Origin of the sequence: Burkholderia sp. Ed8 (assembly GCF_040761425.1) — a bacterium.
GTDB classification, from domain to species: Bacteria; Pseudomonadota; Gammaproteobacteria; order Burkholderiales; family Burkholderiaceae; genus Burkholderia; species Burkholderia seminalis.
The window spans coordinates 2,874,399-2,900,453 of the sequence record NZ_CP142885.1 but is presented as its reverse complement, the minus strand read 5'-3'; the positions used below and the strand labels follow the sequence as shown (position 1 = coordinate 2,900,453).

The 26,055-nt window shown below is 68.7% G+C and carries 14 protein-coding genes; 5 read left to right on the top strand and 9 right to left on the bottom strand.

Annotated elements, in window-relative coordinates; genetic code table 11:
* The first annotated feature begins 122 nt into the window (after positions 1-122).
* Positions 123-1,052, top strand: coding sequence for a 2-hydroxyacid dehydrogenase (locus VXM69_RS13175; RefSeq protein WP_367188730.1), 930 nt, complete (start codon positions 123-125; stop codon positions 1,050-1,052).
* A 21-nt stretch (positions 1,053-1,073) separates the two neighbouring features.
* Here the strand turns inward: VXM69_RS13175 and VXM69_RS13170 are convergent, their stop codons facing one another.
* Both VXM69_RS13170 and VXM69_RS13165 read right to left on the bottom strand, forming a co-directional pair.
* Positions 1,074-1,442 (bottom strand): NUDIX domain-containing protein, encoded by a 369-nt coding sequence (locus VXM69_RS13170; protein WP_124607571.1) that lies wholly within the window; start codon positions 1,440-1,442, stop codon positions 1,074-1,076.
* A 131-nt stretch (positions 1,443-1,573) separates the two neighbouring features.
* Positions 1,574-3,538 carry a Xaa-Pro dipeptidyl-peptidase gene (locus tag VXM69_RS13165; protein ID WP_367188729.1) on the bottom strand — a complete coding sequence of 655 codons (1,965 nt, stop codon included), beginning with the start codon at positions 3,536-3,538 and terminating at the stop codon, positions 1,574-1,576.
* A 503-nt stretch (positions 3,539-4,041) separates the two neighbouring features.
* Here VXM69_RS13165 and VXM69_RS13160 point away from each other — a divergent pair.
* Positions 4,042-4,851, top strand: coding sequence for a hypothetical protein (locus VXM69_RS13160; protein WP_069246009.1), 810 nt, complete (start codon positions 4,042-4,044; stop codon positions 4,849-4,851).
* An 8-nt stretch (positions 4,852-4,859) separates the two neighbouring features.
* Here the strand turns inward: VXM69_RS13160 and VXM69_RS13155 are convergent, their stop codons facing one another.
* Entirely contained in the window at positions 4,860-6,128 is a 1,269-nt protein-coding gene (locus VXM69_RS13155) for a lipoprotein-releasing ABC transporter permease subunit (RefSeq protein WP_124669592.1), read from the bottom strand.
* A gap of 291 nt (positions 6,129-6,419) precedes the next feature.
* Between VXM69_RS13155 and VXM69_RS13150 the strand changes: the two genes are divergently transcribed.
* Both VXM69_RS13150 and pbpC read left to right on the top strand, forming a co-directional pair.
* Entirely contained in the window at positions 6,420-12,416 is a 5,997-nt protein-coding gene (locus VXM69_RS13150; RefSeq protein ID WP_367188728.1) for an MG2 domain-containing protein, read from the top strand.
* A 54-nt stretch (positions 12,417-12,470) separates the two neighbouring features.
* Positions 12,471-14,882, top strand: a complete 2,412-nt coding sequence (gene pbpC / locus VXM69_RS13145) for a penicillin-binding protein 1C (RefSeq protein WP_367188727.1) — start codon at positions 12,471-12,473, stop codon at positions 14,880-14,882.
* Between the two features lie 21 nt (positions 14,883-14,903).
* On the opposite strand, the gene VXM69_RS13140 is transcribed toward pbpC, so the two are convergent.
* The 6 genes from VXM69_RS13140 to VXM69_RS13115 form a co-directional block, all read right to left on the bottom strand.
* Complete coding sequence (locus tag VXM69_RS13140) at positions 14,904-16,310, bottom strand: methyl-accepting chemotaxis protein (RefSeq protein WP_034186043.1); 1,407 nt, start codon at positions 16,308-16,310, stop codon at positions 14,904-14,906.
* Between the two features lie 249 nt (positions 16,311-16,559).
* A complete protein-coding gene (locus VXM69_RS13135; protein WP_069246006.1) occupies positions 16,560-17,630 on the bottom strand; it encodes a porin in 1,071 nt (356 codons plus the stop codon).
* 360 nt (positions 17,631-17,990) lie between these two features.
* Complete coding sequence (locus tag VXM69_RS13130; protein ID WP_367188726.1) at positions 17,991-19,865, bottom strand: sigma-70 family RNA polymerase sigma factor; 1,875 nt, start codon at positions 19,863-19,865, stop codon at positions 17,991-17,993.
* On the bottom strand, positions 19,849-20,163 hold the full coding sequence (locus tag VXM69_RS13125; protein WP_367188725.1) for a high-potential iron-sulfur protein: 315 nt from the start codon (positions 20,161-20,163) through the stop codon (positions 19,849-19,851). The genes VXM69_RS13130 and VXM69_RS13125 overlap by 17 nt, the downstream gene beginning before the upstream one ends.
* 98 nt (positions 20,164-20,261) lie before the next feature.
* Positions 20,262-21,467, bottom strand: a complete 1,206-nt coding sequence (locus tag VXM69_RS13120) for a c-type cytochrome (protein WP_049033822.1) — start codon at positions 21,465-21,467, stop codon at positions 20,262-20,264.
* Positions 21,468-21,547: 80 nt separating this feature from the next.
* Positions 21,548-23,269 carry a methanol/ethanol family PQQ-dependent dehydrogenase gene (locus VXM69_RS13115; protein WP_034186047.1) on the bottom strand — a complete coding sequence of 574 codons (1,722 nt, stop codon included), beginning with the start codon at positions 23,267-23,269 and terminating at the stop codon, positions 21,548-21,550.
* Between the two features lie 432 nt (positions 23,270-23,701).
* On the opposite strand from VXM69_RS13115, the gene VXM69_RS13110 reads away from it, so the two are divergent.
* Entirely contained in the window at positions 23,702-26,032 is a 2,331-nt protein-coding gene (locus VXM69_RS13110; RefSeq protein ID WP_367188724.1) for a TonB-dependent receptor, read from the top strand.
* Positions 26,033-26,055 lie beyond the last annotated feature (23 nt).

Here is a 26,055-nt window from a genome sequence, read left to right as displayed (position 1 = left end):
CTGAGCCGGCTTTGGCAAACCGCGTGCGGCGGTGTGTCCACAGCCCGTGTGGGGATAACCCGCATCCGTCGCGTGCGCTTGTTACACTGAAATTCGTTCCCTGCCTGCGGACACTTGCCGACATGAAGCCCGAGTTGCTGGTCCTCATCGCATTGCGCGGCGACGCGCAGCGCAAGATCGCCGCGTCGTTCGACGTGCGCCATGCTCCGACGCCCGACGAACGCGCACGCGCGATCGCCGAACACGGCGGCACGATTCGCGCGGTGCTGACCAACGGCAGCACGGGGCTCACCGCCGCCGAGATCGACGGGCTGCCGCAACTGACGTTCGTCAGCGCGCTCGGCGCGGGCTACGAGCACATCGACGTCGCGCATGCGAAGGCGCGTGGCGTCACGGTCGTCACGGGCGCGGGCACCAACGACGATTGTGTCGCCGATCACGCGTTCGCGCTGCTGCTCGCGGCGGTGCGCAACGTCGTGCAGCTCGATGCGAAAACCCGCGCGGGCGTGTGGCGCGAGGGGTTGCCGATGCCGCCGAACGTGTCGGGCAGGAAGCTCGGCATCGTCGGGCTCGGCAAGATCGGCGAGAAGTGCGCGCGCCGTGCGGCCGGCTTCGACATCGAGATCGGTTATCACAACCGGTCCGAGAAGCCCGTTCCCTACCGCTATTTCGACCGGGTCGACGCGCTGGCGCAGTGGGCCGATTTCATGATCGTCGCGACGCCCGGCGGCGCGGGCACGCGGTACCTGATCGACCGCGCCGTGCTTGATGCGCTCGGGCCCGGCGGTTTTCTCGTCAACGTGTCGCGCGGCAGTGTTGTCGATACGGCTGCTTTGGCGGACGCGCTGCGCGAACGGCGCATCGCCGGTGCGGGGCTCGACGTGTACGAAGGCGAACCGGAGCCGCCGCGCGCGCTGACGGATCTCGACAACGTCGTGCTGACGCCGCACATGGGCGGCTGGTCGCCCGAGGCGCTCGATCGGTCGGTGCAGCAGTTTCTCGACAACGCGGCGCGGCATTTCGCGGGGCAGCCGGTGTTGACGCCGGTGTGAGTGCCGAAGGGCGGGCGCGAATCAGCCCGCCTGCCTGCGGAATGCCCGATAGAAATCCGGCAGGTTCGCCGGTTTGTCGGCATCGAGGTCGATCCAGCCGAACGGGTTGTGCTCGTCGCTCAGGACGATTTCATGACGATCGACCCGGCACTCGAAGCACACGATGAGCACGCGCTTGCCCGGCACGACCTCGCACGAGCGGCTCGCCACGTGGCGGATCGCCGAGGCGACGATCCCGCATTCCTCCCGTACTTCGCGCGTGACGGTTTCCTCGAGCGATTCGCCGGCTTCGGGCCAGCCGCCCGGCAACGCCCATTCGTCGCGTGGATTACGCAGGAGCAGGACCGAGCGGCCGTCACGGACGATCGCTTTCGCGCTGAGGGGGATCATGGGAGGGCACCGTTGGCGTTCGATTTTCGCAGCCTGGCGCAGGCGTGCCGTTCCTGCAGCGATCCCCCGCCCGCGCCGACGGGCGCGCAGGCGGGGGCGGCCGTGCCGTCATGCCGGCAGCCGGCGTGCGACTACACGCCCGCCGACGTCGAAGCCAGCGGCACCGTCACCGACGTGCCGGCCGGATCGAGCGTCAGGCCCGTGCCGGGCGTCGGCCGCAGCGTCGCCTCGTAGTCGCTGGAGAGGACGACGAGCCCGAGCCGGTGGCCGGCTTCCAGCTTGTAGTCGCGCGGCATGAACGTCAGCTTCAGGTCGTACGGCAGGCCGGGCAGCACGGGTTCCGTCAGCCACTCGGACAGCCGGTTGCGCGGGTCGGTCCAGGCGCGCGTGACGATCGTGGCCGTGCCGTCCGGTGCACGATCGACCAGCAGCGCCGTCACGTTGGCGACGCCGGTGAAGGTCAGCCTGACGCGTGCGGTCGCGGTGCCGGACAGGCGCGCCGCGGCCGTCAGCGGCGCGGTTTCGAAGCGGCTGCGGTTTTCGCCCGTCGGCGTGTTCGCCAGCGTGAGCGCCGGAATGCGCGCATCGTCGGTGAAGCGCGCGAGCGGGCCGCCGCTCGGCAGCCGCAGCAGCGTGCCGGTGCCTGCGCCGTCGCCGCCCGCGAAGTACGTGACCGGCGTCGCACGGCGCGCGGCCCAGTCGGCTTCCTTCAGCAGCGTGCCGTCGGCCTGCTCGATCACCGCGCGCGGATCGCGCTCGACGCCGTTGCTGTAGCCGATCAGGTAGCGCGTGAACCACCGGTTCACCTCCGCGGTCCACGCTTCGCCCATCGCCGGCACGCGCGTCGGGTCGGTGTGCTTCAGGCGGTGCAGCCACAGCTGCGTCGGCACGCCCTGGCGCCGCATCGCGAGATACCACGACGTCGATTGGTCGACGCGCACGTTGTCGTCGGTGAGCCCCTGCGCGACGAGTGCCGGTGCGACCGCGAACCCCGTCGGGATGTCGCGCGCGGCCCAGAACGGCGAATAGTCGCCGGTCTTGCGGTCTTCCTGCTGCAACGCTTCGTCGATCAGATGCGTGCAGCGTTCCGGATGCGCGTTCGTCAGCAACGCCTTGATGTACACGTCGACGTCCTCGCCCTGATAGCCTTCCGGCGCGCGCACGAGCCCGCCCGAGCGGTAGTAGCCGTACATGTTCGTCAGCCCGGCGATCGGCACGATCGCGTCGAGCCCGCGTGTGCGCAGGCTCGCGACCATCTTCGGCAGCGTGCCGTCGTACGACACGCCGTACATGCCGACGTGGCCCGTCGACCAGTTCGCGACGACCGTCTTGCCGTTCGCGTCCTTCGCGGTCGCGTCGCGGCCGAGCCAGCGGATCACCGACGCCATCGCGACCGATTCGTCGCGCGTCAGGATCGTCGGGCAGCCGTCCGAGCCGGCGGTGCCGAGCGAATCCGCGTAGACGATCGTGAAGCCGCGCGGCACGAAGTAGCTCTCGATCCACGAGCGGCCGGCGGCGGCCGCTTCGACCTGCTGCAGCATCCGCGACTGCGGCGCGGCGGCCAGAATGCGCGTGGATGCCGAGGCCGGTGCGCCGGCGTTCGCGGCCGGATGCGGCGTGCCGTCGAGTTCGACGTCGACGTCGTGGTCGGGGCTGTCGGCGAGCCCCGCGTAGTACGGGCTCGCGAGCACGATGACGGGCGTGCGTGCGCCGTTCGCGGTTTCGGACGGCCGCACGATGCGCACGTGGATGCGGTCGCGCGTGCCGTCGCCGTCGGAATCGACCGGCGTGTCGACCCACGCGTTTTCCTCGATCGTGCCGCCCGACAGCGACGGCTGCACCTGGCCGTTGCTGATCACCGGCTTGTAGCGTCCGTTGCTGGCCGGATTCGCGTACGGGACACCGGACGGCGACACGTGCGACGCCAGCGACTGCGCATCGGCCGCCGCTGCGGCGGCCCCCTCCTGTTGGCCCTGCGCGAGTGCGGATACCCCCGCCGCGCTGCCGCCGTCGTCGCCGCCGCACGCGGCGAGCGTCGCGGCTGCCACGAGCGCGGGCAGCCACGCGCGCCGGAATCCGGTTCGATGAATGTTCATTGGATCGACCTCGTCTCTTGTGATTGTCTGGAACCGGCGCGGCTCGCGATACGCCCCCTGCGGCCTGGCCGGGTACTGCATCGGATGAAGCGGAACTGCACCATCAAAAGCGGCGGGCGACGCGCACCGGCGTCTCGCCCCGAACGGAGCGCGAATGGCGCGTCAGCGCGGCGGCGGCACGGAATGAATGCAGGAATGCGAATCAAACGCAGGCATGACCGGGCTTCCTTCAGGTTTCGGATGAAACGGAACGGCGCGATGCGGTGACGCGGGAATGTTGCGAACGGCGGTGCGGCAATGGCAGGAAAGCGCGAAACGAGCCGGCACGGCGGGCCGGATTGCTTTCCGGAAGCTTGCGCAAAAGTTATCTCAGTGAAATGTCCGTGTCAAACTTTTTTAGCTTGAGTCAAACAAAGTTTGTATGTGTCGACGCGATACCGTCTCAACTTTCGTGGAATCCGTCCGTAAACCGTGAAAAACAGTCTGAAAGGAGAGAGAGGGCAATGACGATTTCGGTTACGGCTGCGGGCGGCCTGTCGCTCGCGCAGATGGCACAGGCGGCGCTCGACGGGCGCCAGGGCACGGATACGGCGGATTCCGGGAACCCGCCCGGCCAGCCGCTCACGGTCAGGGCGCTGGATCCTGAAGCGATGCAGGCGGCGCTGACCAAACAGTTGTCGATGGTCGGCGACCTGACGATGAAGCTGCGCGGCGTGACCGACCCGCTCGCGGCGAGCATGCAGGAGATCGTCGCGAAGCGGCCGGATCTGGCCGACGCGTCGTTCGACTTCACGACCGACAACGGGCAGATCAAGGTCGACTCGACGAGCCTGCCGGAGAGCGACCGCGCGTGGATCGAGTCGACGCTGAACGCGAATGCCGGCCTCGTGGCCGCGGTGAACGCGTTTCACGACCAGGCGGTCGACCTCGCCGCGCAGGGCGCGGCCGTGCGCGGCGACACGTTCACCGACAGCGACCGCGCGGCGGCCGGCCGGAACGCCGATGCGCGTTTTCATTTCATGAGCCTGCTCAACGCGTCCGTCGCGCGCAACCAGCCGCTGACGTCCGGCCAGCGCCTCGTCGCGGAAGACGGCACGCCGCTGACGGTCGGGCAGTCGGCCGGCACCGCGCGCGGCACGCTCGCGTTGCTGAATACCGTGCGCCAGTTGTCGTCGGGCACCGCGATCCTGGTCGACCCGTCAGGCCACAAGACGGCCGGCATGCGCGCGGAACTCGTCGACGTCGGCCTCGACGTGCTCGCCGCCTACACGCCGGACGGCAGCCACAGCGTCGGCTTCCACGAGACCGCGTAACGCGCGGCCTATTCGTCGCGCAACGCCTCGGCGGGCCGTACCCGGGCGGCGCGCCAGCTCGGGTACAGCGTCGCGGCGCACGACATCAGGAAGGCGGCCGCGGCGATCTCGATCACGTCGATCGCCGACAGCTTCGACGGCAGCGAGCTGAGGAAGTACACGGACGGGGTGAGGAAGCGGATGCCGAGCACCTGCTCGATCGCCGGCAGCACCCACGGGATGCTCACCGCGATCGCGCAGCCGGACGCGACGCCCGCGAGCGTGCCGGCGAGGCCGATCGTCATTCCCTGGATCGCGAAGATCTTCATGATCGAGCGCGGCGGCGCGCCGAGCGTGCGCAGGATCGCGATGTCGCCCTGTTTCTGCGTGACGGTCATCACGAGCGACGACACGAGATTGAACGCGGCGACCGCGACGATCAGCATCAGGATCAGCGACAGCATCCGTTTCTGCAGCCGTTCGGCTTCGAACCACGTGCGGTTCTGCCGCGTCCAGTCGCGGATGTACAGGTCGCCCGACAGCGTGCGCGACAGCGCGAGCGCGATCTCCGGCGCGCGCTGCAGGTCGTCGACGCGCAGCCGGACGCCGGTCGGCGCGGGCACGTTGAACAGCTTCCGCGCGTCGTGGATGTGGATGTACGCGAGCGCGCTGTCGTACTGGTAATGGCCGGACTCGAACGTGCCGACCACGTTGAACTGGCGGAACCGCGGCAGCGCCTCGCCGATGCGCGCGCCGTGGCCGGGCGCGAAGAACGTGATGCGGTCGCCGATCTTCACGTGCAGCGCATCGGCGAGCGCCGCGCCGAGCACGATGCCCATCTCGCCCGGCACGAGCGCGTCGAGGCGGCCGGTCTTCAGCTTGCGCGCGATTTCGGACACGCGCGGTTCGAGCACGGGGTCGATGCCGCGCAGCGCGACGCCCGTCACGCTGCCCGCGTTCGTCAGCAGCGCCTGCGCGTCGACATAGGGCGCGACCGCGCGCACGGCCGGGTTCCGCAGCGATTCGTGCGCGGTCAGCCGCCAGTCCGGCATCGACCCGGTCGGCGAGAAGATTTCCACGTGCGCGAGCACCGACAGCATCCGGTCGCGCACCTCGGTGCGAAAACCGTTCATCACCGACAGCACGACGATCAGCGCGGCGACGCCGAGCGCGATGCCGGCCATCGCGGCGCCGGCGATGAACGACACGAAGCCGTCGCCGGCCGAGCGCCGGCCGCCGCGTGCGTAGCGCAGCCCGATCTGCCATTCGAACGGGAGTTTCAAGCGGTTTCCTTTCATTTCGATTCGATCCTGCCGAGCCGCGCATTCTAGCGAACGCGGCGCGGCCGTGTCCCGAGGTCGGGGCGGAGAGCCGAAACCTGCCCGTCCGGCCGGTCGTCGGGCGGCGTTGCGCGCCGGCACACCGATATTTCCATCCTTTCGGGTCTGATCGATAATGGCGGCCAGCATCCGGTCGAACACAACATTCCAAGCATTACGGCGCAACCAGGGCCGCGCCGCCACAGACCGATAAATCTCGGGGAACGCCGCCGAAGCCGGCCGCACGTCCTTGAACAAGGAAATAACAACATGGATTTGCTGCGCTTCCTGCTGCTCCTGCCGATTCGCGTGGCGGGCTTCGTCTGGTGGCTGCTCGGCTGCGCGCTGCGGCCGCTGGTCGGCGACGTGTCGTGGACGGCGCCCGCGTGGATGGGCATCACCGCGGCGGCCGTGCGCCGCCGTCCGTGGCACGCCGGCGGCCTGGTGCTGCTCGCGGCCGCGCTCGGCTACGGCGGCTACTGGTTCAAGCATCGTCCGAAGCCGCCCGAGCCCGAAACCGTCGGCTTCACCGTGAAGGCGCCGGCGATCACGACCTACGAGGTCGACGACACCGACAAGCCGAAGATCACCGTGCATCCGCTCGAAGTGGCGTTCGCGCAGTCGGCCGCGCCGATCGAGCGGGTCGGCAAGCCGGCCGGCGACGGCATCGAGATGACGCCCGCGCTGAAGGGCGCGTGGGAGTGGGTCGACGACAAGACGCTGCGCTTCACGCCGGCGGCCGACTGGCCGGTCGGCGCGCACGTCGAGGTGCGTTTCGCGGTGCACCGCGTGTTCGCGCCGCAGGTGATCATGCGCGACGATCGTTTCGCGTTCGACCTGCCGGCGTTCGCCGCCACCTTCGGCAACAACGAGTTCTACCAGAACCCCGACAACCCGGCGGAGAAGCAGGCCCTGCTGCAGTTGCGCTTCAACTACCCGGTCGATCCGGCCGAGTTCGAGAAGCGCATCGGCCTCGTGCTGGTCGGCCGCGACGGCAAGAGCGCGTCGCCGCTGCGCTACACGGTCAACTACGACAAGATGAAGACGAGCGCGTGGGTCTACTCGCAGCCGCTCGAGATCCCGCGCGATCCGCTGTCGGTGCGGCTGGACGTCGACAAGGGCGTGAAGAGCGCGCGCGGCGGCAACGGCACGCCGGACGTGCTGCATGCGTCGGTCGGCGTGCCGGGGCTGTACAGCCTGTCGATCGGCAACGTCGCGCCGACCCTCGTCGACAACGAGCGCTACGAGCCCGAGCAGGTGCTCGTCGCCGAAACGTCCGACGGTGTGCGCAGCGCCGATCTCGCCGCGCGCGCGAAGGCGTGGGTGCTGCCGAAGCGCAAGCCGGGCGTCGAGCAGTCGGACGACGATCCGCCGTACGAATGGAACGTGGCCGACATCAGCGACGCGGTGCTGAAGCAGTCGAAGCCGCTGCCGCTCGAAGCGGTGCCGACCGAGAACGATTTCGCGATGCTGCAGAGCTTCAAGTACCACGCGACGCCGGGCGAGCGCGTCGTCGTGCGGGTCGAGGGCGACCTGAAGTCGGCCGGCGGCTACCTGCTCGGCAAGCCCGTGACGAGCGCGTTCACGGTGCCCGACTATCCGAAGCTGCTGCGTTTCATGGCGGACGGCTCGCTGCTGTCGATGAGCGGCAGCAAGCGGCTGTCGGTCGTGTCGCGCAACCTGCCGGGGATGAAGGTCGAGATCGGCCGCGTGCTGCCCGACCAGATCCAGCATCTCGTGAGCTTCAACAACGGCACGTACGCGCGGCCCGAGCTGTCCTATTCGTTCAGCGAGGATCACATCGTCGAGCGCTTCGTGCAGACGCGCGCGTTCCCGGCCGGCGAGCCCGGCAAGGCCCATTACGAAGGCATCGATCTCGGCCAGTACCTGAAGGGCGGCAAGCGCGGCGTGTTCCTGCTGCACCTGTCGAAGTTCGATCCGGCGGCCGCGAAGAAGCAGACCGACGACGCGAAGGATGACGATGCATCGTCCGCCGACGGCAGCCAGGATCAGTCCGACAACGCCGATGCGGGCGACAGCAGCGGCAATGGCGACGATGGCGACAGCGCGCTCGGCGACACGCGCCTGATCGTCGTGACCGATCTCGGGATGCTGGTCAAGAAGGCGCTGGATGGCAGCCAGGACGTGTTCATCCAGTCGATCCGCACCGGCAAGCCGGTTGCGGGCGCAACCGTATCGGTGCTCGCGGTCAACGGTCAGGCACTGTTCACGCAGACGACCAGCGCCGACGGCGTCGTGCATTTTCCCGCGTTCAAGGGGCTCGACCGCGAGAAGCGTCCGCAACTGTATGTCGTGAAGAAGGACACCGACCTGTCGTTCCTGCCGGTGGCCGGGCGCGACCGTCAGCTCGACTTCTCGCGCTTCGACGTCGACGGCGAGCGCAACGCGACGGGCCAGGGGCAACTGTCGGCGTACCTGTTCTCGGATCGCGGCCTGTACCGGCCCGGCGATCCGCTCCACATCGGCCTGATCGTGCGCGCGGCCAGCTGGGCGCGCAGCCCGGCCGGCGTGCCGTTGCAGGCGGAAATCGTCGACCCGCGCGGGATCACCGTCGAGCGCAAGCCGGTGACCGTCGATGCGACGGGCTTCACCGAACTCGGCTACACGACCGCCGAAACGGCGCCGACCGGCACGTGGACGGTCAACCTGTATATCGTGAAGGACGGCCAGCCGGGTGCCGAGCCGATCGGCAGCACGACCGTCCAGGTGAAGGAGTTCCTGCCCGACCGGATGAAGGTCGACGCGAAGCTGTCGCAGCAGGTCGTCGAAGGGTGGGTGAAGCCGAAGGGGCTGAAGGGCATCGTCGATGCGCAGAACCTGTTCGGCACGCCGGCCGAGAAGCGCCGCGTCGCGGCGACGCTGACGCTGCGCCCCGTATGGCCGTCGTTCCGCAGCTGGCAGGGCTATCACTTCTTCGATGCGCGGCGCGCGAAGGAGGGCTACACGACGACGCTGCAGGACGGCACGACCGACGACAAGGGCCATGCCGAGTTCGACCTCGATCTCGACAAGTACGCGGACGCGACCTACCAGCTGTACTTCCAGGCGAAGGCATACGAAGCGGAGGGCGGGCGCAACGTCGCGGCGAACGCGCAGACGCTCGTGTCGAACAACGACTGGCTCGTCGGCTACAAGTCGGTCGACGATCTCGGCTACGTGAAGCGCGGCAGCCCGCGCTCGGTGCGGCTCGTCGCGATCGATCCGGGCGCGAAGGCGATCGACGTGAAGGACCTGCGTGCGCAGCTCGTCGAGGAGCGCTACGTGTCGGTGCTGACCAAGCAGGATTCCGGCGCATACAAATACGATTCGCGGCTGAAGGAAGTGCCGGTGGACGAGAAGCCGCTGTCGATTCCGGCCGCGGGGCTCGACTTCGCGCTGCGTACCGACAAGCCGGGCAGCTACGCGCTCGTGATCCGCCGCGCGGACGGCACCGCGGTGAACCGGATCGAGTATTCGGTCACGGGTGCCGCGAACGTCACGCGCTCGCTCGACCGCAACGCCGAGCTGCAGGTGAGCCTCGCGAAGCACGACTTCAGGCCGGGCGAGCAGGTCGAGATCGCGATCCGCGCGCCTTATGCGGGCAGCGGGCTGATCACGATCGAGCGCGACAAGGTGTACGCGCATGCATGGTTCCATGCGGACACGACGAGCTCGATCCAGCACATCACGGTGCCGGCCGGTTTCGAAGGCAACGGCTACATCAACGTGCAGTACATCCGCGATCCGTCGTCGGACGAGATCTTCATGAGCCCGCTGAGCTACGGCGTCGTGCCGTTCTCGGTGAATCTCGACGCGCGCCGCAACGCGGTGAGCGTCGAGGCGCCGGCGCTGGTGAAGCCGGGCGATACCGTCAACTTCACCGTGCATTCGGCGAAGCCGGCAAAGGTCGTCGTGTTCGCGGTCGACGAAGGCATCCTGCAGGTCGCGCGCTACAAGCTCGGCGATCCGCTGAAGTTCTTCTTCCGCAAGCGGATGCTCGAAGTCGGCACGTCGCAGATCCTCGACCTGATCCTGCCGGACTTCGAGAAGCTGATGGCGATGGCCGCGCCCGGCGGCGACGCCGACGACGCGATCGGCCGGCAGCTGAACCCGTTCAAGCGCAAGCGCGACAAGCCGGTCGTCTACTGGTCGGGGATCGTCGACGTGAACGGCGACACGCGCCTGAGCTACACGGTGCCCGACTACTTCAACGGCAAGCTGCGCGTGATGGCCGTGTCGGTGTCGCCGGACCTGGTCGGCACGTTCGAAGGCGCGACGACGGTGCGCGGCGATTTCGTGCTGTCGCCGAACGTGCCGACGACGCTCGCGCCGGGCGACGAGGCCGATGTCAGCGTCGGCGTCGCGAACAACCTGACGGGCGTGGGCAACCAGCCGGTGCCGGTGGCGGTCACGCTGAAGACGAGCCCGCAGTTGCAGGTGATCGGTCCGGCGACGCAGAGCGTCGCGCTCGCGCCGCAGCACGAAGGCGTCGCGATGTTCCGTGTGAAGGCGACCGATACGCTCGGTTCGGGCGCGCTGTCGTTCGGCGCGCGCTACGGCGCGAAGGGCGCGCAGCAGCGCGTCGACGTGTCGGTGCGGCCGGCCGCCGCGTTCCGCACGCAGCTCGACATCGCGCGCGTCGATCCGGGCAAGAAGGCGAGCGTGCCGAACCTGCGGTCGATGTACGACGCGTACGCGTCGCGCGACGCGAGCATCTCGACCGCGCCGCTCGTGCTGTCCGAGGGGCTGTCGTCGTATCTCGTGAACTTCGACCACGCCTGCAGCGAGCAGATGGTCAGCGCGGTCGTGCCGCGCGTGTTCACGGCGAAGTGGCTGTCGGTGCGCGCGCTGACGAGCGCGATGCATGCGCCCGAAGCCGGCGCCGATGCGGCGAACGCGAGCGCGATCGCGCAGTTCCTCGGCGTGCTGCGCGGCCGGCAGAACGCGCAGGGCGGCTTCGGGCTGTGGAGCGCGACGCCCGACGCCGATCCGTTCGTGTCCGCGTATGCGATGCACGTGCTGCTCGATGCGCGCGATCGCGGCATCGCGGTGCCGAAGGACATGCTCGATGCCGGCAACGCCTATCTGCAGAAGCTCGCCGCGAACGACGCGCTCGGCTCGCTCGACCTGCTGCGGCAGCGCGCGTACGCGGTGTACCTGCTGACGCGCCAGGGCAACGTGACGACCAACAGCCTCGCGGCCGTGCAGAAACGGTTGCAGGAGGCGTACCCGAAAGACTGGAACAACGATCTCGCGGCCGCATGGCTCGCCGCGTCGTATCAGCTGCTGAAGCAGGACAAGGAAGCCGCCGCGCTGATCGCGGGCCCGCAGGCGTTGCTCGAACGCAAGCGCGCGTCGGACGGCGATTACGTGACGGGCTACTACATCGACCCGCTGACGCGCGACGCGAGCGTGTTGTACCTGCTCGCGAAGCACTTCCCCGAACGCGTGAGCAAGCTGTCGCCGCGCGCGATGGACAACCTCGCCGCGCCGCTCGTCGACAACCGCTACAACACGCTGTCGTCGGCGATGACGATTCTCGCGCTCGACGCATACGCGGCGTCGAACGCGGGCCAGCTCGACCGGCTCGCGATCGACGAGGTGCGTGCGGGTGCCGGCGCGAAGGACGTGTCGTCGATCCAGGCGGGCCTCGTGCGCTCGGGCACGTGGGCGGCCGGCGCGTCGCGCGTCGACTTCGTGAACGGCAGCACGCTGCCGGCGTGGTGGGTCGCGAGCCAGTCCGGCTACGACCGCGGCACGTCGACGAAGGCGATCAGGAACGGGCTGGAGATCGTGCGCGACTACACCGACACGAACGGCAAGCCGCTCGACAGGATCACGCTCGGCCAGGAGATCGACGTGCACCTGAAGATCCGCGCGACGGGTTCGGCGAACGTCGGCAACATCGCGATCGTCGACCTGCTGCCGGGCGGCTTCGATCCGGTGATCGCGCCGCCGCCCGCGACCGACACGCAGGATGGCGACGGCAACGGCGGCGCGTCGGCGCCGGTGGCCGATGCGCCGTGGCGGTCGCCGATCGGCGTGACGGGGTCGACCTGGCAGCCGCAGTTCGCGGATGTGCGCGAGGATCGTGTGGTGATCTACGGCACCGCGACGACCGACGTGCGCGAATTCGTCTACCGGATCAAGGCGAGCAACGCGGGCCGCTTCGTCGCGCCGCCCGCGTACGGCGAGTCGATGTACGACCGCCGGGTGCAGGCGCAGGCGCCGGGCGGCACGGCGCTGACGGTGGAGCGCGTGCGATGACGAGGCGGATGCCGCGGCGTTGCGCGCCACGTCGAAAGCGGGGAGTGCTCACGCGTGGCTGAAGCCTCTGCCGTCCGGCGCGCGCTGCACGGCGCCGGCCGCTGGCTGCACCGCTGGCAGAACTGGCTCGTGGGCGTGCTGCTCGTGGTCGGCGCGCTGGTTGCGTGCCGGCTGTGGCCGCATCCGCCGCTGCGCGACTGGAAGCCGTCGTCGGTCGCGGTGACGGACGCGCAGGGCCGGTTGCTGCGCCTGACGCTCGCGAAGGACGAGCGCTACCGGCTATGGGTGCCGCTCGACCGGATGTCGCCGCAGCTCGTCGAAGCCGTGATGCTGCACGAGGACCGCTGGTTCTGGTGGCATCCGGGTTTCAACCCGTACGGGCTCGCGCGCGGCGCGTGGATCACGTACGTGCGCGGCGGCAATCCGCAGGGCGGGTCGACGCTGACGATGCAGCTCGCACGCTCGCTGTGGAAGCTGAACACGCGCACGCCGGCCGGCAAGCTCGCGCAGGTCGCGCGTGCGCTGCAGCTCGAGCTGTTCTATTCGAAGCGGCAGATCCTCGAAGCCTATCTGAACGACGCGCCATACGGGCGCAACGTCGAAGGCGCGGGCACCGCGAGCGTCGTCTATTTCGACCGGATGCCCGATGCGCTGACGTTGCCCGAAGCGCTCGCGCTCGCGGTGATTCCGCAGGACCCGGCGCGGCGCGTGCGCGGCGGGCAGGACGAAATCAACCGCGCGCTGGCCGCGTCGCGCAACCGGCTGTTTGCGCGCTGGCTGACGACGCATCCCGGCGATGCAGCGCTGAAGCCGCTGTTCGCGTTGCCGCTCGCGATGCGGCCGCTGTCCGCGCTGCCGTTCGACGCGCCGCATGCGGTCGACCAGGCGCTCGCCGCGCGCGGCGCGTGGCGCACGACGTCGGGCGGTGCGGCGGACGACAGCGAGGCCGGCGCGCGGCTCGTGACGACGCTCGATCTCGACCTGCAGCGCACGCTCGAACGACAGGTTGCACGCTATGTCGCGCGCAACGACACGCGCGGCGTGCGCAACGCGGCGGCGATCCTCGTCGATACGCGCGACATGGGCGTGAAGGCGCTGGTCGGCTCCGCGAACTTCTTCGATCGCACGATCGACGGGCAGGTGAACGGCACGCTCGCGCGGCGCTCGCCGGGCTCGACGCTCAAGCCGTTCATCTATGCGCTCGGCTTCGACCAGGGCGTGCTGCATCCGCAGACGGTGCTGCGCGACGTGCCGACGTCGTTCGGCCCGTACGCGCCGGAGAATTTCGACGGCCATTTCCTCGGGCCGATCACCGCGACCGACGCACTGAACCGCAGCCGCAACGTGCCGGCCGTATGGGTCGCGTCGCAGCTCAAGTCGCCGGATCTGTACCGGTTCCTGCAGGAAGCCGGCGTGCGCCGCCTCGCGAGCGCGCAGCACTACGGGCTCGCGCTCGTGCTCGGCGGCGGCGAAGTGACGATGCAGGATCTCGCGGCGCTGTACGCGATGCTCGCGAATCGCGGCGAGTTCCGGCCGCTGCGATTGCGCGCGGACGAGCCGGCGCGGCCCGCCCGGCGCCTGCTGAGCGCCGACGCGAGCTACATGACGATGGACATGCTGCGCCAGCACCTGCGCCCCGACGAGACGAGCGGCGCGCAGCCGTCGAGCGTGCCCGTGTACTGGAAGACCGGCACGTCATGGTCGTTCCGCGATGCGTGGACGGCCGGCGTGTTCGGCCCGTACGTGCTGGTCGTGTGGGTCGGAAATTTCGACAATTCGGCCAATACGGCCTTCGTCGGCGTCGATGCGGCCGCGCCGCTGTTCTTCCAGGTCGTCGATGCGATGAACGCCGAGCGCCCGCTCGCCGAGCCGCCGCGCGCGATGCCGCCGCGGCTGAAGCGCGTGCGGATCTGTCTCGCGAGCGGCGATCTGCCGAACGAATGGTGTCCGCAACAGGGCTGGACGTGGTTCATTCCGGGCACGTCGCCGATTCGCGTGAGCAACGTGCACCGGCCCGTCGTGATCGACGATGCGACGGGGAAGGCCGCGTGTCCGCCGTACGACGGCAAGCGCACGCATACGGAGATCTTCGAGTTCTGGCCGTCGGACCTGCAGCAGGTGTTCGCGCAGGCCGGTATTCCACGCAGGCGGCCGCCGCAGAATGCGGACTGCCGCGATGCGGGGCAGGTGGAGGGCGACCCGCCGCGGATCACGTCGCCGCTGCGCGGCAGTACGTATGCGATGCGGGTGACGCGCACCGGGGAGACGCGCATCGCGTTCAACGCGACGGCCGATGCGAGCGCGCATGCGTTGTACTGGTTCGTCAACGATGCGTATGTCGGCCGCAGTACGCCGGGCGACGCGCTGTTCTGGCAGCCGGGGACGGCCGGCAGCTATACGGTGCGGGTGGTCGACGATCACGGGCGCAGCGATCAGCGGCCGCTGGGAGTGGGGCTGGAGCAATAGGCGCGGCCCGCACGCCCCGGTTCAGACGCTGTAGCCGATTCGCAGGACGCCCCACGGCCGTGCGCCGACGACGATCGGCGCGGAGACGTCCTTCATCAGCGCGAACTGGCCGTTGCCCATGTCGCGGCGATAGGTCTGCAGCAGGAACGGCTTGTCATGCGATACCGACATGCGCGCCGTCCGGTCCGTGTAGATCCGGCGGTTCCGGCAATTCGCGGCGTTCCAGGCGGCGTCCGCGCGCTGCGGCAGCGAGAACTTCCGGTTGTGGGTCGGCAGGTAGCACTGCCGGTCGAAGCTCGCGCAGTAGACGATGCGTTCGTCGAGGGCGAGGACCGGCTCCTGGACGGCCGGCAGCACGCGATCGGTGAATGCCGTGAAGCGTGTCATGAACTGTTGCGGGTCGGTGCCCGGAATCGGCTCGTAGTGCGTGTCGAACAGCGCGTCGAGTGCGATATCGCCGCGGCTTACCGCTTCCTCGAAGAGTTTGCCGATCGCGGCGGCCGTGCTCCGCGCGGTGCCGATCAGGCGCGTGTCGGGCGATTCGATGCCGGTTGCGGCGGTGAGCTCGATGAGCGTCTCGGAAACGGAGAGCAGATTGCCGAGCCGGTCCTTGGCCTGCGAGAAATTGTCGGCCGAGTTCTCGACGCCGGACGCCATCTCGCCTACCTGCTCGTCGAGTCGGTGGCACTGCGCCTCGATCTCGTCCGTCAGCGACGCGATCTGTTCGGCCCCGCCGGCAAGCTCGGTGATCGCGTGCCCGGTCGCGTGCACGACCTCGCCGATCGTGCGCGTGCCCTCGCGCACGCGATGTGCGCGCGCGGCGTTGTCGGTGCCTTCCGCGAGCAGGCGCTCGGTCTGCTCGGCGAGCCGCGCGAGGGTCGTCTCGATCTGAGCCGTCGCCTGCCCGGTTTTCGCGGACAGGTTCTTGACCTCGGCCGCGACGACCGCGAAGCTGCGGCCCGACTCGCCGGCCCGCGCGGCCTCGATCGCGGCGTTCAGCGCGAGCAGGTGGGTCTGGCGCGCGATGACGGAGATTTCCTCGGACACGGCCCGCACGTGATCGAGCGCGTCGCGCAGCGCGCCCATCTGGTCGCCGATCGTGGTGACGCCCTCGACGAGGCCGTGAATGTCCGCGAGCGATGCCTCGATCGTCTGCTGCGACTGCCGGACCGCATTCGACGCATTGGCGCTGACGTCGCGCACCTGCTGCGCGGCCTCGGCGATCCGGTGGTTGCCGCGCAGCGTGAGGGCGGCCGATTCGCGCAGCGTATGGCATACCTCGGCCTGCCGGGCGACGCGGGCCGCGACTTCCTCGACGTGGCCCGATACGTCGCAGATCTCGATGCCGAGCCTGCCGGCCTGTTCGGCGATGTCGCCGACGAGCGCGCTCGTCGAACGGCGGCCGCGGCCGATTCCGAAGAAGTTCACGTGGGTGGGTCTCCTTGAAGGCACGCGCGCCGGGTTCCCGGCGGAGGTTGGGCGTGCGTTCCTGACTTGACGGCCGCCCGGTCGCGGACTTGAGGTCGGGTAAACATCGAGATCGGCGTGCCGGACGACCGGACCGGCGCCGGGCGGGGCGCGTTTGCGTCGGGTTTGCGCCGCGTTGCCGTGCCGGCCTTGCCGACTTGCGCAGCCGAACGGGCGGCGCGTGCCGGCCGCCCGTTCGCGAGCGCTGCGTCAGAACACGTGGCGGATGCCGGCGTTGACGCCGACCGTCGTGCCCGGCAACCCGTACAACGCGCCGCCCGTGATGCCGAGGCCGGTATTCATCGCGCCGTGGTTGTTGACGACGCCGACCTGCGCATACAGGCCCGTTCGTTTCGACAGGCTGTAGTCGGCGCCGACCGCGGCAAGCAGCGAGTGATTGTGCGAATCGTTGCGGTCGGTCGTGTACCACGCGCCGGTATTCAGGTCGAGAGCCGGCGTGACGCGATAGTCGAGGCCGGCGCTATACACGTTGTTGCTGAACGAGCCGGCGACCTTGTAGCTCGTGAACGACGCCTTGCCGGTCACGGGGCCGAACGTATAGGCGGCACCGATCGTGCGGCCGACGAACGCGACCGTGCTCGCAACCGGCGTCGGGGACGTGCCGCCGTTGCCGTCGTAGAGCGCCGCGTTGAGCATGAAGCCGCCGTTCGTATAGGTGACGCTTCCGGAATACTGGCGTCCCGCCTGGAAGTCGCCGGCCTTTCCGCCGAAGCCGAACATCGCGCTGGCCGTCAGCCCGGCGATCGTCGGGCTCGTATACGAAATCGCGTTCGGGTTGAAGAGGCCCGTGACGAGCACGTTGTCGACGTACGGCACCAGTGCGGCGCCGAAGTGGGAGACGTTGCGCGGGTCCGATCCGAGTATCGCGAGCACGAACGGCGAGAACTGCAGGCCGACCTTCGTTTCGCCGAATCCGCCGTCGATCCCGACCCACGCCTGGCGGCCGAAGAAGTTTCCGTTCGAATGCCCGAACGCGCCATCCGTGACGTTGAAGCCGCTCTCCAGCTTGAACTTCGCGTGCAGCCCGCCGCCGAGATCCTCGCTTCCGGTGATGCCGAAGTTGGTCGGCGTCATGCCCGTGTCGGTCAGCGCGAACTGGCGCCCGGCGTTGCCGCCGGTTGCCGAATCGAGCGATCGGCTCGTATAGAGCAAGGCGGCGTCGAGGTCGCCGTACAGCGTGACACTGCTCTGCGCGAAACCGCTCGTGCTTGCCGCCGCGCCGAGCAGCGCCGCGCAAATCGTCCATGTCCTACTCTTCATCGTCTGTCTCCGTTTTTTTGAGTGTTGTAATACGTATTACTAATTAAAAGCGCCGTAACGGAATCGATGTGAGCCGCCTGCATGCCGTGCCGTCGGGGAACGCACGGCGATGCTTGTTGCCGGCGCAAATGTGATTCCTGACGGCGCTCGGGAAAATGCAACATGCATGCCAGGCGCGCGACCGGTGCGTGCAGGCGGGGAAAGCCGCGACAGCCGGGCGCGTGGCGAACCACCTGGTCGACCCAGCGACATCGCGGACGGTAACGCGACACGAGGAAGCGTTCAGAAATGCAGCAGATCGTGTTGCAGTCCTGATCAGTTTTCGTGCGAGCAGAATGATGGTCGCCCGGCGCCGCCGCGTCAGGCGATCAGCGAGCGCAGCGCCGGTGCGTGCCGGAATTGCCGGATGCGTTCGAGCGCGGATACCTCGAGCTGACGAACGCGTTCGGCCGACAGGTTCAGTTGCCGGCCGATCTCGCGCAGCGAATACTCGCTTTCGACATCGATGCCGTACCTCAGGCGAAGAATCCACGCTTCGCGTACCGGGAGGCAGTCGATCAGCGCGGCAACCGCGGTGCGCAACTGGCCGGCGCTCGCCGCTTCTTCCGGCGTCGGCGCATCCGCGTCGATCGTGACGTCGCCCAGCGTGAGGTCGTGATCGGGCGAAACCGGCAGGTCGGCGGAGATCGGTTCCCGCACGATGCTCATCAGTTCGCGCACCTTGTCGACGGGCAGCCGCATCTGCGTGGCGAGCGACCGTGCGTCCGCGACGTCGCCGGTCCGCTGCCGGTGCAGTCGTGCGAGCCGCGACAGCTTGTTGAGCGAATCGACCGTATGCGCGGGCACGCGTATCGTGCGTCCGAGCTCGGCGAGCGCGTGCGTGATCGCCTGGCGGATCCACCACGTCGCATACGTCGAGAATTTGAAGCCGCGCCGGTGATCGTAGCGATCGACTGCCTTCATCAGGCCGATATTGCCTTCCTGGATCAGATCGGAGAAGGGCAGGCCGCGATCGGCATAGCGTTTGGCGACCGAGACGACGAGCCGCAGATTGCTCTGGAACAGCTTCGTTCTCGCGGGTTGCATCGCACGCTCGATACGCGAAAGCCTCCCATCGAGCGCGATCGCGATGTCGAGCGGCAGCGTCGACTGGGCAGCCAGGCGAGCGAGCGCGCTGCGCGCTTCGAGCAGCGCCGGCGCATGACGGGCGAGGGCGGCCGCGCAGCCGGGATGCGCGGTGCTGCATGCGTGTAGCCATGCGCGTACGTCGTCGCATCGCGTGAACAAATCGTGGCGCGCGGATTCGATCCGTATGCCCGAGGCGGCCAGCGTATCGGCGAGCCGTTTTTCGACCGTGCGCGCCTGAGTCGCGCGCGCGCCGTTCGCTTGCGCGATACGTTCGATCGCGCGCGAGGTGAAGCGAATTCTGCCGGTCGATGCGGCTGCGTCGCGCAGCAGTGCCCGGTAAGCGGCCGACGCGAAACCGTTCGCATGCAACGCGTGCTGCATCGCCGATGCCGGCGCAGCGGCGCGCTCGAGCGCGTCGACGATCGTATCGCGCCACGCCGGGCTGTCGAGGGCAAGACCGGCGCCGTCGTCGGAAACCGGCGATGCCACGGTCGGATCGCCCGGCAACATCGTCGGCGCACGCGCTGACGGCTCGGCATCACCGACGAACCCCGTCACGTAAACCGACGCCGCCACCTTGCCGGCGCGGATGTCGTCCGCGATCGCCGCGATGACGGCGAGCGCCGCCGGATCGCGGCTCAAGGCGCCGATGCATGCCGCGCGGCCGTTTTCCAGGCGAAGCGCGAGCGCGATTTCTTCGTCGCGTTCGAGCAGCGGCGTCGCGCTCAATTCCCGCAGATAGAGCCGGATCGGGTCGTTGGTCCGGCCCGCGGGCAGGTCGTCGGCCGCGAGCGGCGTCGATGCGTCGGCGAGCGGTGCCGCGACTTCCGACACCCGCGCGAAATGGCGGTCGAGCGTCCATGCGGTACGCGCGTCCGCATGCTCGCGCACGTCGATGCCGAGCTCGCGCAGAATCGACGCGGCTGCATCGAAATCCGGACCGTCGGCCGCGTCGCCGGGCGACGCATCGGCGATTTCGCCGCGTGTCACGTATCCGCGGTCGATGCCCAGCGCGATCAGCGCATGCAGACGGACCGCGTATTCGGCGTCCGTGCCGCGACGCGGCGCGCCGTCGCGCCCGGGCCCGGCGTCACGCGAGCTTTGCATAGATGTTGCACCAGCCTTCGGCGGCAACCGCCTTGCCCGCGAACATCGGGCACGTACCGAAGGATTCGCCCGCGGCAGCCTTGTAGAAGCGGCAGTTCGAACACGTCTGGCCGGCTTGGTACTTCGGGAACTTGCCTGCGTCGACGGTCGTCGCCTTTGCGCGGTAGCCGAGCGTCTTCGCTGTCGCGTCGTTTTCGTCGACGGGCGGTGCGGCGGCGAATGCGCGCGTGCCGGCCGCGAGCGCGGCGCACAGGCCGGCAGCCTGAACGAAGAAGGTCCGGCGATGGCGGGAGATCATGATGTCGTCCTGAATGAAATGAAGGAAAAAAGTCCGGCCCGCGCGCCGGGTGTGCATCCCGGCGCGACGGTCGATCGAAGCGAAGGTGGGCGGGGAGCTTACTTGCGCGGCCCGGCGATGAGCGGCGCCTTCGAGGCGTTGGCGATATCGGCGGTCAGCTTGCTCTTCGACGTGTCGTAGCCGTTCGAGTAAAGCAGGAACGCCATCAGGTCCTCGTATTCCTCCGCGGTCAGCTTGCCGGGGCGATCGGCCGGCATGTTGCTCGACATGTACAGGAAGATGCCGCCGACGGTGATGTGCGACTTGCCCTCGGGAGCGAACGCCTCCCCGCTCAGCGCGGGCGCGGTATTGCCCTCGAGCTGGTCGCCGTGGCATTTCGCGCACGCATCGGCGTACAGCTTCTTGCCGTGCTGCACCTGCGTCTGGTCGAACGACGGGACGCCGCTGCCTTCGCCCGTCGACACCTTGATGAAACCGCTCCTTGCCGGCCGCTGCGCGGACGCGAGCGCGCCGTCGAGAAACCGGCCGGGCGCGGTCGTGGCAGCGGCTTGCGCGATGTCGTCGGGAAGCGTCCAGCCGCGCGTGAGCGACGCGAGACGACCGTTACCGCTCATCTGCGACAGCGCGGCGTCGATGCGCTTCTGCAGCGCGTCCTTGCCCGGCCCGAAGGCGAACGACAGTTGCCAGTCGGAATACGGCGACGACGTCGCCGCAACCTGGAACCGTTGTTTCGGATGGGCGTGCGCGTAGGCGACGACGCTCGGATACCAGACGATCGCGCGCTGCGCGCGGCCGGCGGCGAGCGCGCCGATCGTTTGCTCGCTCGTGTTCTCGAGGTCGAAGCGGGCGTTCGCCTGCTGCGCGGCGATCAGCTGCGACGGGCTGCCGTACGTGGCCGCGATCGTTTCCTTCGTGCCGGCCGGTGCGTGCGCATCGCGCAGCGACACGCTGACGTAGCCGGAGCGCAGATAGCCCTGCGAGAACGTCATTTTCGATCCCGACGCATCGGCGATCGCCGAACGCGGGAAGCCGGCGATCACGTCGCAGTCGCGTTCGAGCGACTTCGTCAGCTCGCTGGCGGAGATACCGTCGTCGTCGCCATTGTCGTCGACACCGCGTTTGTTGAAGGTCGCGGCGATGCCCGCGGTGCGGAACACTTCGCGCGCAACGGCGCGGTCGAGCGCCGTGGTCGGACTGCCGGGCAGCGTGCAGACGCGCACGCCGGCCGACGCGGCTGCCGGTGTCAGCGCCACGCCCACGGCGAGCAGACTGGCGACGGTAACGGAGGTGAGACGAGTATTCATGGTCGTGTGTCCGGTTGAAGCGGGTGGGGCGTCGCGCCCGCATCGGGCGCATGCGGGCGCGACTCGGGGCTGGCGCGCGTTCAGTCGAGCGCGAACACGTAGAGCGTGCCGCCGCGCGGAACGTCCTTCGCGATGTCGGCCATCGGGCCGCCCCAGATCGGGTTCGCGCCGCCGTAGCCGGCGAGCACGGCGACATACTCCTTGCCGTCGACCTCGTACACCGACGGTTGCGAAATGATGCCGCTCGCCAGTTGCGGGCTTTCCCACAGCACCTTGCCGGTCGCCGTGTCGAATGCGTACAGGTGGCCGTCGAGCGAGCCGCTGAACGCGAGGCCGCTCGCCGTGGTCGCGACGCCGCCGTTCCACGGCTTCTTCGACCAGTGGCTCCACAGCTTCTTGCCGGTGTTCACATCGATGGCCGTCAGTTCGCCGTAGCCTTCGCTGCCCGGTTCGGGCTTGATCTCGAAGCCTTCGCCGAGATACGGCAGGCCTTCCATGTAGCTGACCGACTTGCCGGTCAGGCTCATGCACGCGTGCAGTGCCGGCACGACCGCGATGTTGCGTTCCTGGTCGTACGAGATCGACCACCAGTTCTTGCCGCCGAGGAAGCTCGGGCACGTTTCGATCGTCGTGCCGGCCTTCGGGAACTTCGATGCGTCCTGGATCGGTTTGCCGTCGGCCGTGTAGCCGGTGACAGACAACGCCTTCACGAACGGCGTCGCGTAGATCAGCTTGCCGGTCGTGCGGTCGATCGCGTGGAAGAAGCCGTTGCGGTCCGCGTGGATGATCGCGTCGTAGTCCTTGCCCTTGTACTTGATGTCCGCGAGGACGGCCGCATTCACGCCGTCGTAGTCCCACGTGTCGTTGTTCGTGTACTGGTAGTGCCACTTCAGGTTGCCGTTCTTCGCGTCGAGCGCGAGCAGCGAGTCGGAATACAGGTTGTCGCCGGGGCGCAGCGCGGCGAGCCACGGGCCGGGGTTGCCGACCCCCCAGTACAGCGTGCGGGACGCGGCGTCGTACGTGCCGGTGAGCCACGCGGCGCCGCCGCCGTGGCTTTGCATGCCGTCGGGCCAGGTTTCCGCGCCCTTTTCGCCGGCGGCGGGAATCGTGTAGCGCTTCCAGACCTGCGAGCCGTCCTCCGGGTTCAGCGCGGCGATGTAGCCGCGAATGCCGTATTCGCCGCCGGACGTGCCGACGACGATCGCGCCGTCGATCGCGAGCGGCGCGAGCGAGAACGCGTAGCCGAGGCCCGGCTCGAACATCTGCTTCTTCCACACGAGGTTGCCGGTCTGCGCGTCGAGCGCCGCGATTTCACCGCTCAGCATCGCGATGTAGACGTTCTTGCCGTACAGCGCGACGCCGCGGTTGACGACGTCGCAGCACGCGGTCTTGAACGAGGCCGCGCCGAGCTTCGGCTCGTATTTCCACAGCTGGCGGCCCGTCTTCGCGTCGAACGCGTAGACGTTGTCCTTCGGCGTCGTCACGAACAGATAGTTGCCGTTGACGATCGGCGTGGCTTCGAAACCTTGCTTCAGGTCGGCGGGGAACTTGTACGCCCAGACCTGCTTGAGATCCTTCGCGTTCGACGTGTCGATCTGCTTGAGCGGCGAATGCGAGCGGCCGTCGTAGGTGCGGTAGTAGGTCAGCCAGCCGGGGTCGCCGTGTGCATCGGTCAGGCGCTGGTAGGTCACGGCCGGGTAGTCCGCGGCCGCTTCGACGAGGCCGGGGTTCAGTGCGATGGCGGCGGCCACCGCGACTACGGTCGTCGCCAGCCGGCTCGCTGAAGCCGAGAGTTTCTTCATGGTTGTCTCCTGAGTCATTGTGGTCGCACCGCCGCGAACGATTCGTCGCGCCGGCACGGTTGGGGTGTCCGGGCCGAGTGCACTGCCCTTTACGCAAGTCGCATGCCATCGCGGCGGGATGCCGGTGCGGCGCGGTGCACCGGCGGATCGCGGGTGATGTGCCGATCGGCGAGACGTGCCATGACGTCGACGCAGGTGTTGCATTCAGGTACACCGTCGCGCGCGAAGTGTTGCCAAACATGACAGGTGGCGCAGTCCGCGGCGCAGCGGGCCGCCGGTTGCACGCATGCCGTTCCGCAGCGATGCGCGGCGCGGCACGCTGCGCTCGTCCGCGCTGCGCTGGCACGGTTCTCGCACGCCCGCTTCGCGACAACTCGTCGCCGCGCGGTGCATCGCCCGCGCCGGCGGAATAGGAATGCGGAGACAACGTAAATGATCAGGAGACCAAAGGCCGCCGGGTGTGACGGCGCGACACGACGTGGCCGGCGTGCGCGATGCGTCGGCTCGACCCTCGGCGCGCTCGCGCTGTTCGGTTTGCCGCCCGGCGGCGTGCGCGCGCAGCAGCAGCCGGACGCCGCCGCGATCGTGCCGCCCGCGCGGGCCGTCATGCTGCCTGCGGTGGTGGTGGTCGGCACCACGCCGCTGCTCGGGATCGGCACGCCGCTGTCGAAGGTGCCGGCGAACGTGCAGACGGTGCGCGCGGCGGAACTCGAGATCCAGCACCGCGCGACGCTCGCCGATTTCTTCGCCGCGAACCTGCAGAGCGTGACGATCTCGGATGCGCAGGGCAATCCGTATCAGACGGACGTCAACTATCGCGGCTTCACCGCGTCGCCGCTCCTCGGCACGCCGCAGGGATTGTCGGTGTTCGTCGACGGCGTGCGCGTGAACGAGCCGTTCGGCGACGTCGTGAACTGGGACATCCTGCCGGTGCAGGCGATCGACCGCGTGCAGCTGATTCCGGGCTCCAACCCGGTGTACGGGCTCAACACGCTCGGCGGCGCGCTCGCGATCACGACGAAGAACGGCAAATCGAGCCCGGGAGGCGAGGCGGAGGTGTCGGGCGGCGCGTGGGGCCGCAAGACCGCGAGCATCGAGCAGGGCGGCACGATCGGCCCGAACCTCGACTACTATGCGACCGCGAACCTCGCGAACGACGGCGGCTGGGCGGACCATAACGCGAGCCGCGTGCGGCAGGCGTTCGGCAAGCTGCGCTACACCGATGCGGACACGACGCTGTCGATCGCCGCAGGCGGCGCGGACAACACGCTGTCCGGCACCCAGACGATCCCGCGCTCGTTCGTCGACAACCCGAAGCAGGCGTATACGTATCCGGACCGGAACCACAACAGCGCCGGCTACCTGACGCTGTCGGGCGATCGCTTTTTCGGCGAGAACGTCGAGCTGAGCGGCAACGCATACTACCGGCACCTGCGCAACGCGAACACGAGCAGCAACAACAATACGGATTACGGTTCGGTGAACGACGACGGCACGGTCGACACGGTGCAGGGCAGCAACGCGCAATCGACGATCGTCACCGACAGCTACGGCGGCAGCGTGCAGCTCACGCTGCTCGGCAAGCTCGGCGGAATGGCGAACCGGCTGGTCGCGGGCGTCTCGGCCGATGTCGCGAACTCGAGCTACGTCGCGTCGTCGCAGGACGCATCGTTCACCGATGCGCGCGAGGCGATCGGCATCGGCGATTTCGTCCGGCAGACCAGCGCGAAGACGCGCAACGCGAGCGTCGGTGCATACCTGAGCGATGCGCTGTCGCTGACGCCGCACTGGACGCTCACGCTGTCGGGCCGCTACGACTGGTCGAAAGCGCGAATCGGCGACGAGAGCGGCGTGCAGCCGCTGCTCGACGGCAACCATGTGTTCTCGCGCTTCAACCCGGCAGTCGGGCTCAACTGGAATCCGGTCGCGGGATTCACCGCGTATGCAACCTACAACGAGGGCATGCGTTCGCCGACCGCGATCGAGCTCGCGTGCGCGGACCCGTCCGCGCCGTGTTCGCTGCCGAACGACTTCATCGCCGACCCGGCGCTCAAGCCCGTGATTTCGAAGACGTTCGAAGCCGGCGTGCGCGGCCGCGTCGGCGTGGCGACGACCTGGAGCGCCGCGGCCTATCGCACGACACTGAGCGACGACATTCAGTTCATCAGCAGCCCGGCCAGCGCGCAGGGCTATTTCCGCAACGTCGGCGATACGCGGCGGCAGGGGATCGAGCTCGCCGGCCGCACGCGGTTCGGCCCGCTCGGTGTCGGGCTGTCGTACAGCCATGTCGAGGCGACCTACCGGTCTTCGTGGACCGAACACAGCCCGGCGAATTCGGCGGCCGACGCGAACGGCAACGTGACGGTCAAGCCGCGCGACCGCATCCCCGGCATTCCCGCGCATACGGTGAAGCTGCGGCTCGACTACGCGGCGACGTCCGCGTGGGACATCGGTACGAACGTAACGTGGCGCAGCGGCGTGTATGCGCGCGGCGACGAGAACAACGAGGACGTCAACGGCCGGATCGCAGGTTACGTGCTGGTCGATCTCGACATGCGTTACCGGATCACGAAGCGGTTCGAGGTGTTCGCGAGCGTGACGAACCTGTTCGACAGGCGCTACGCGAGCTTCGGCGCACTGGGCCAGAATTTCTTCAACGGGCCGAACCACACCTTCGACGGCGCGAATCCGGTGAACGAGCAGTTCGTCGGGCCCGGCGCACCGCGCGGCGCATGGGTCGGCGTGCGCTACGCGTGGGATTGAGCGCGGCGCGTTCGCTCGTGTCG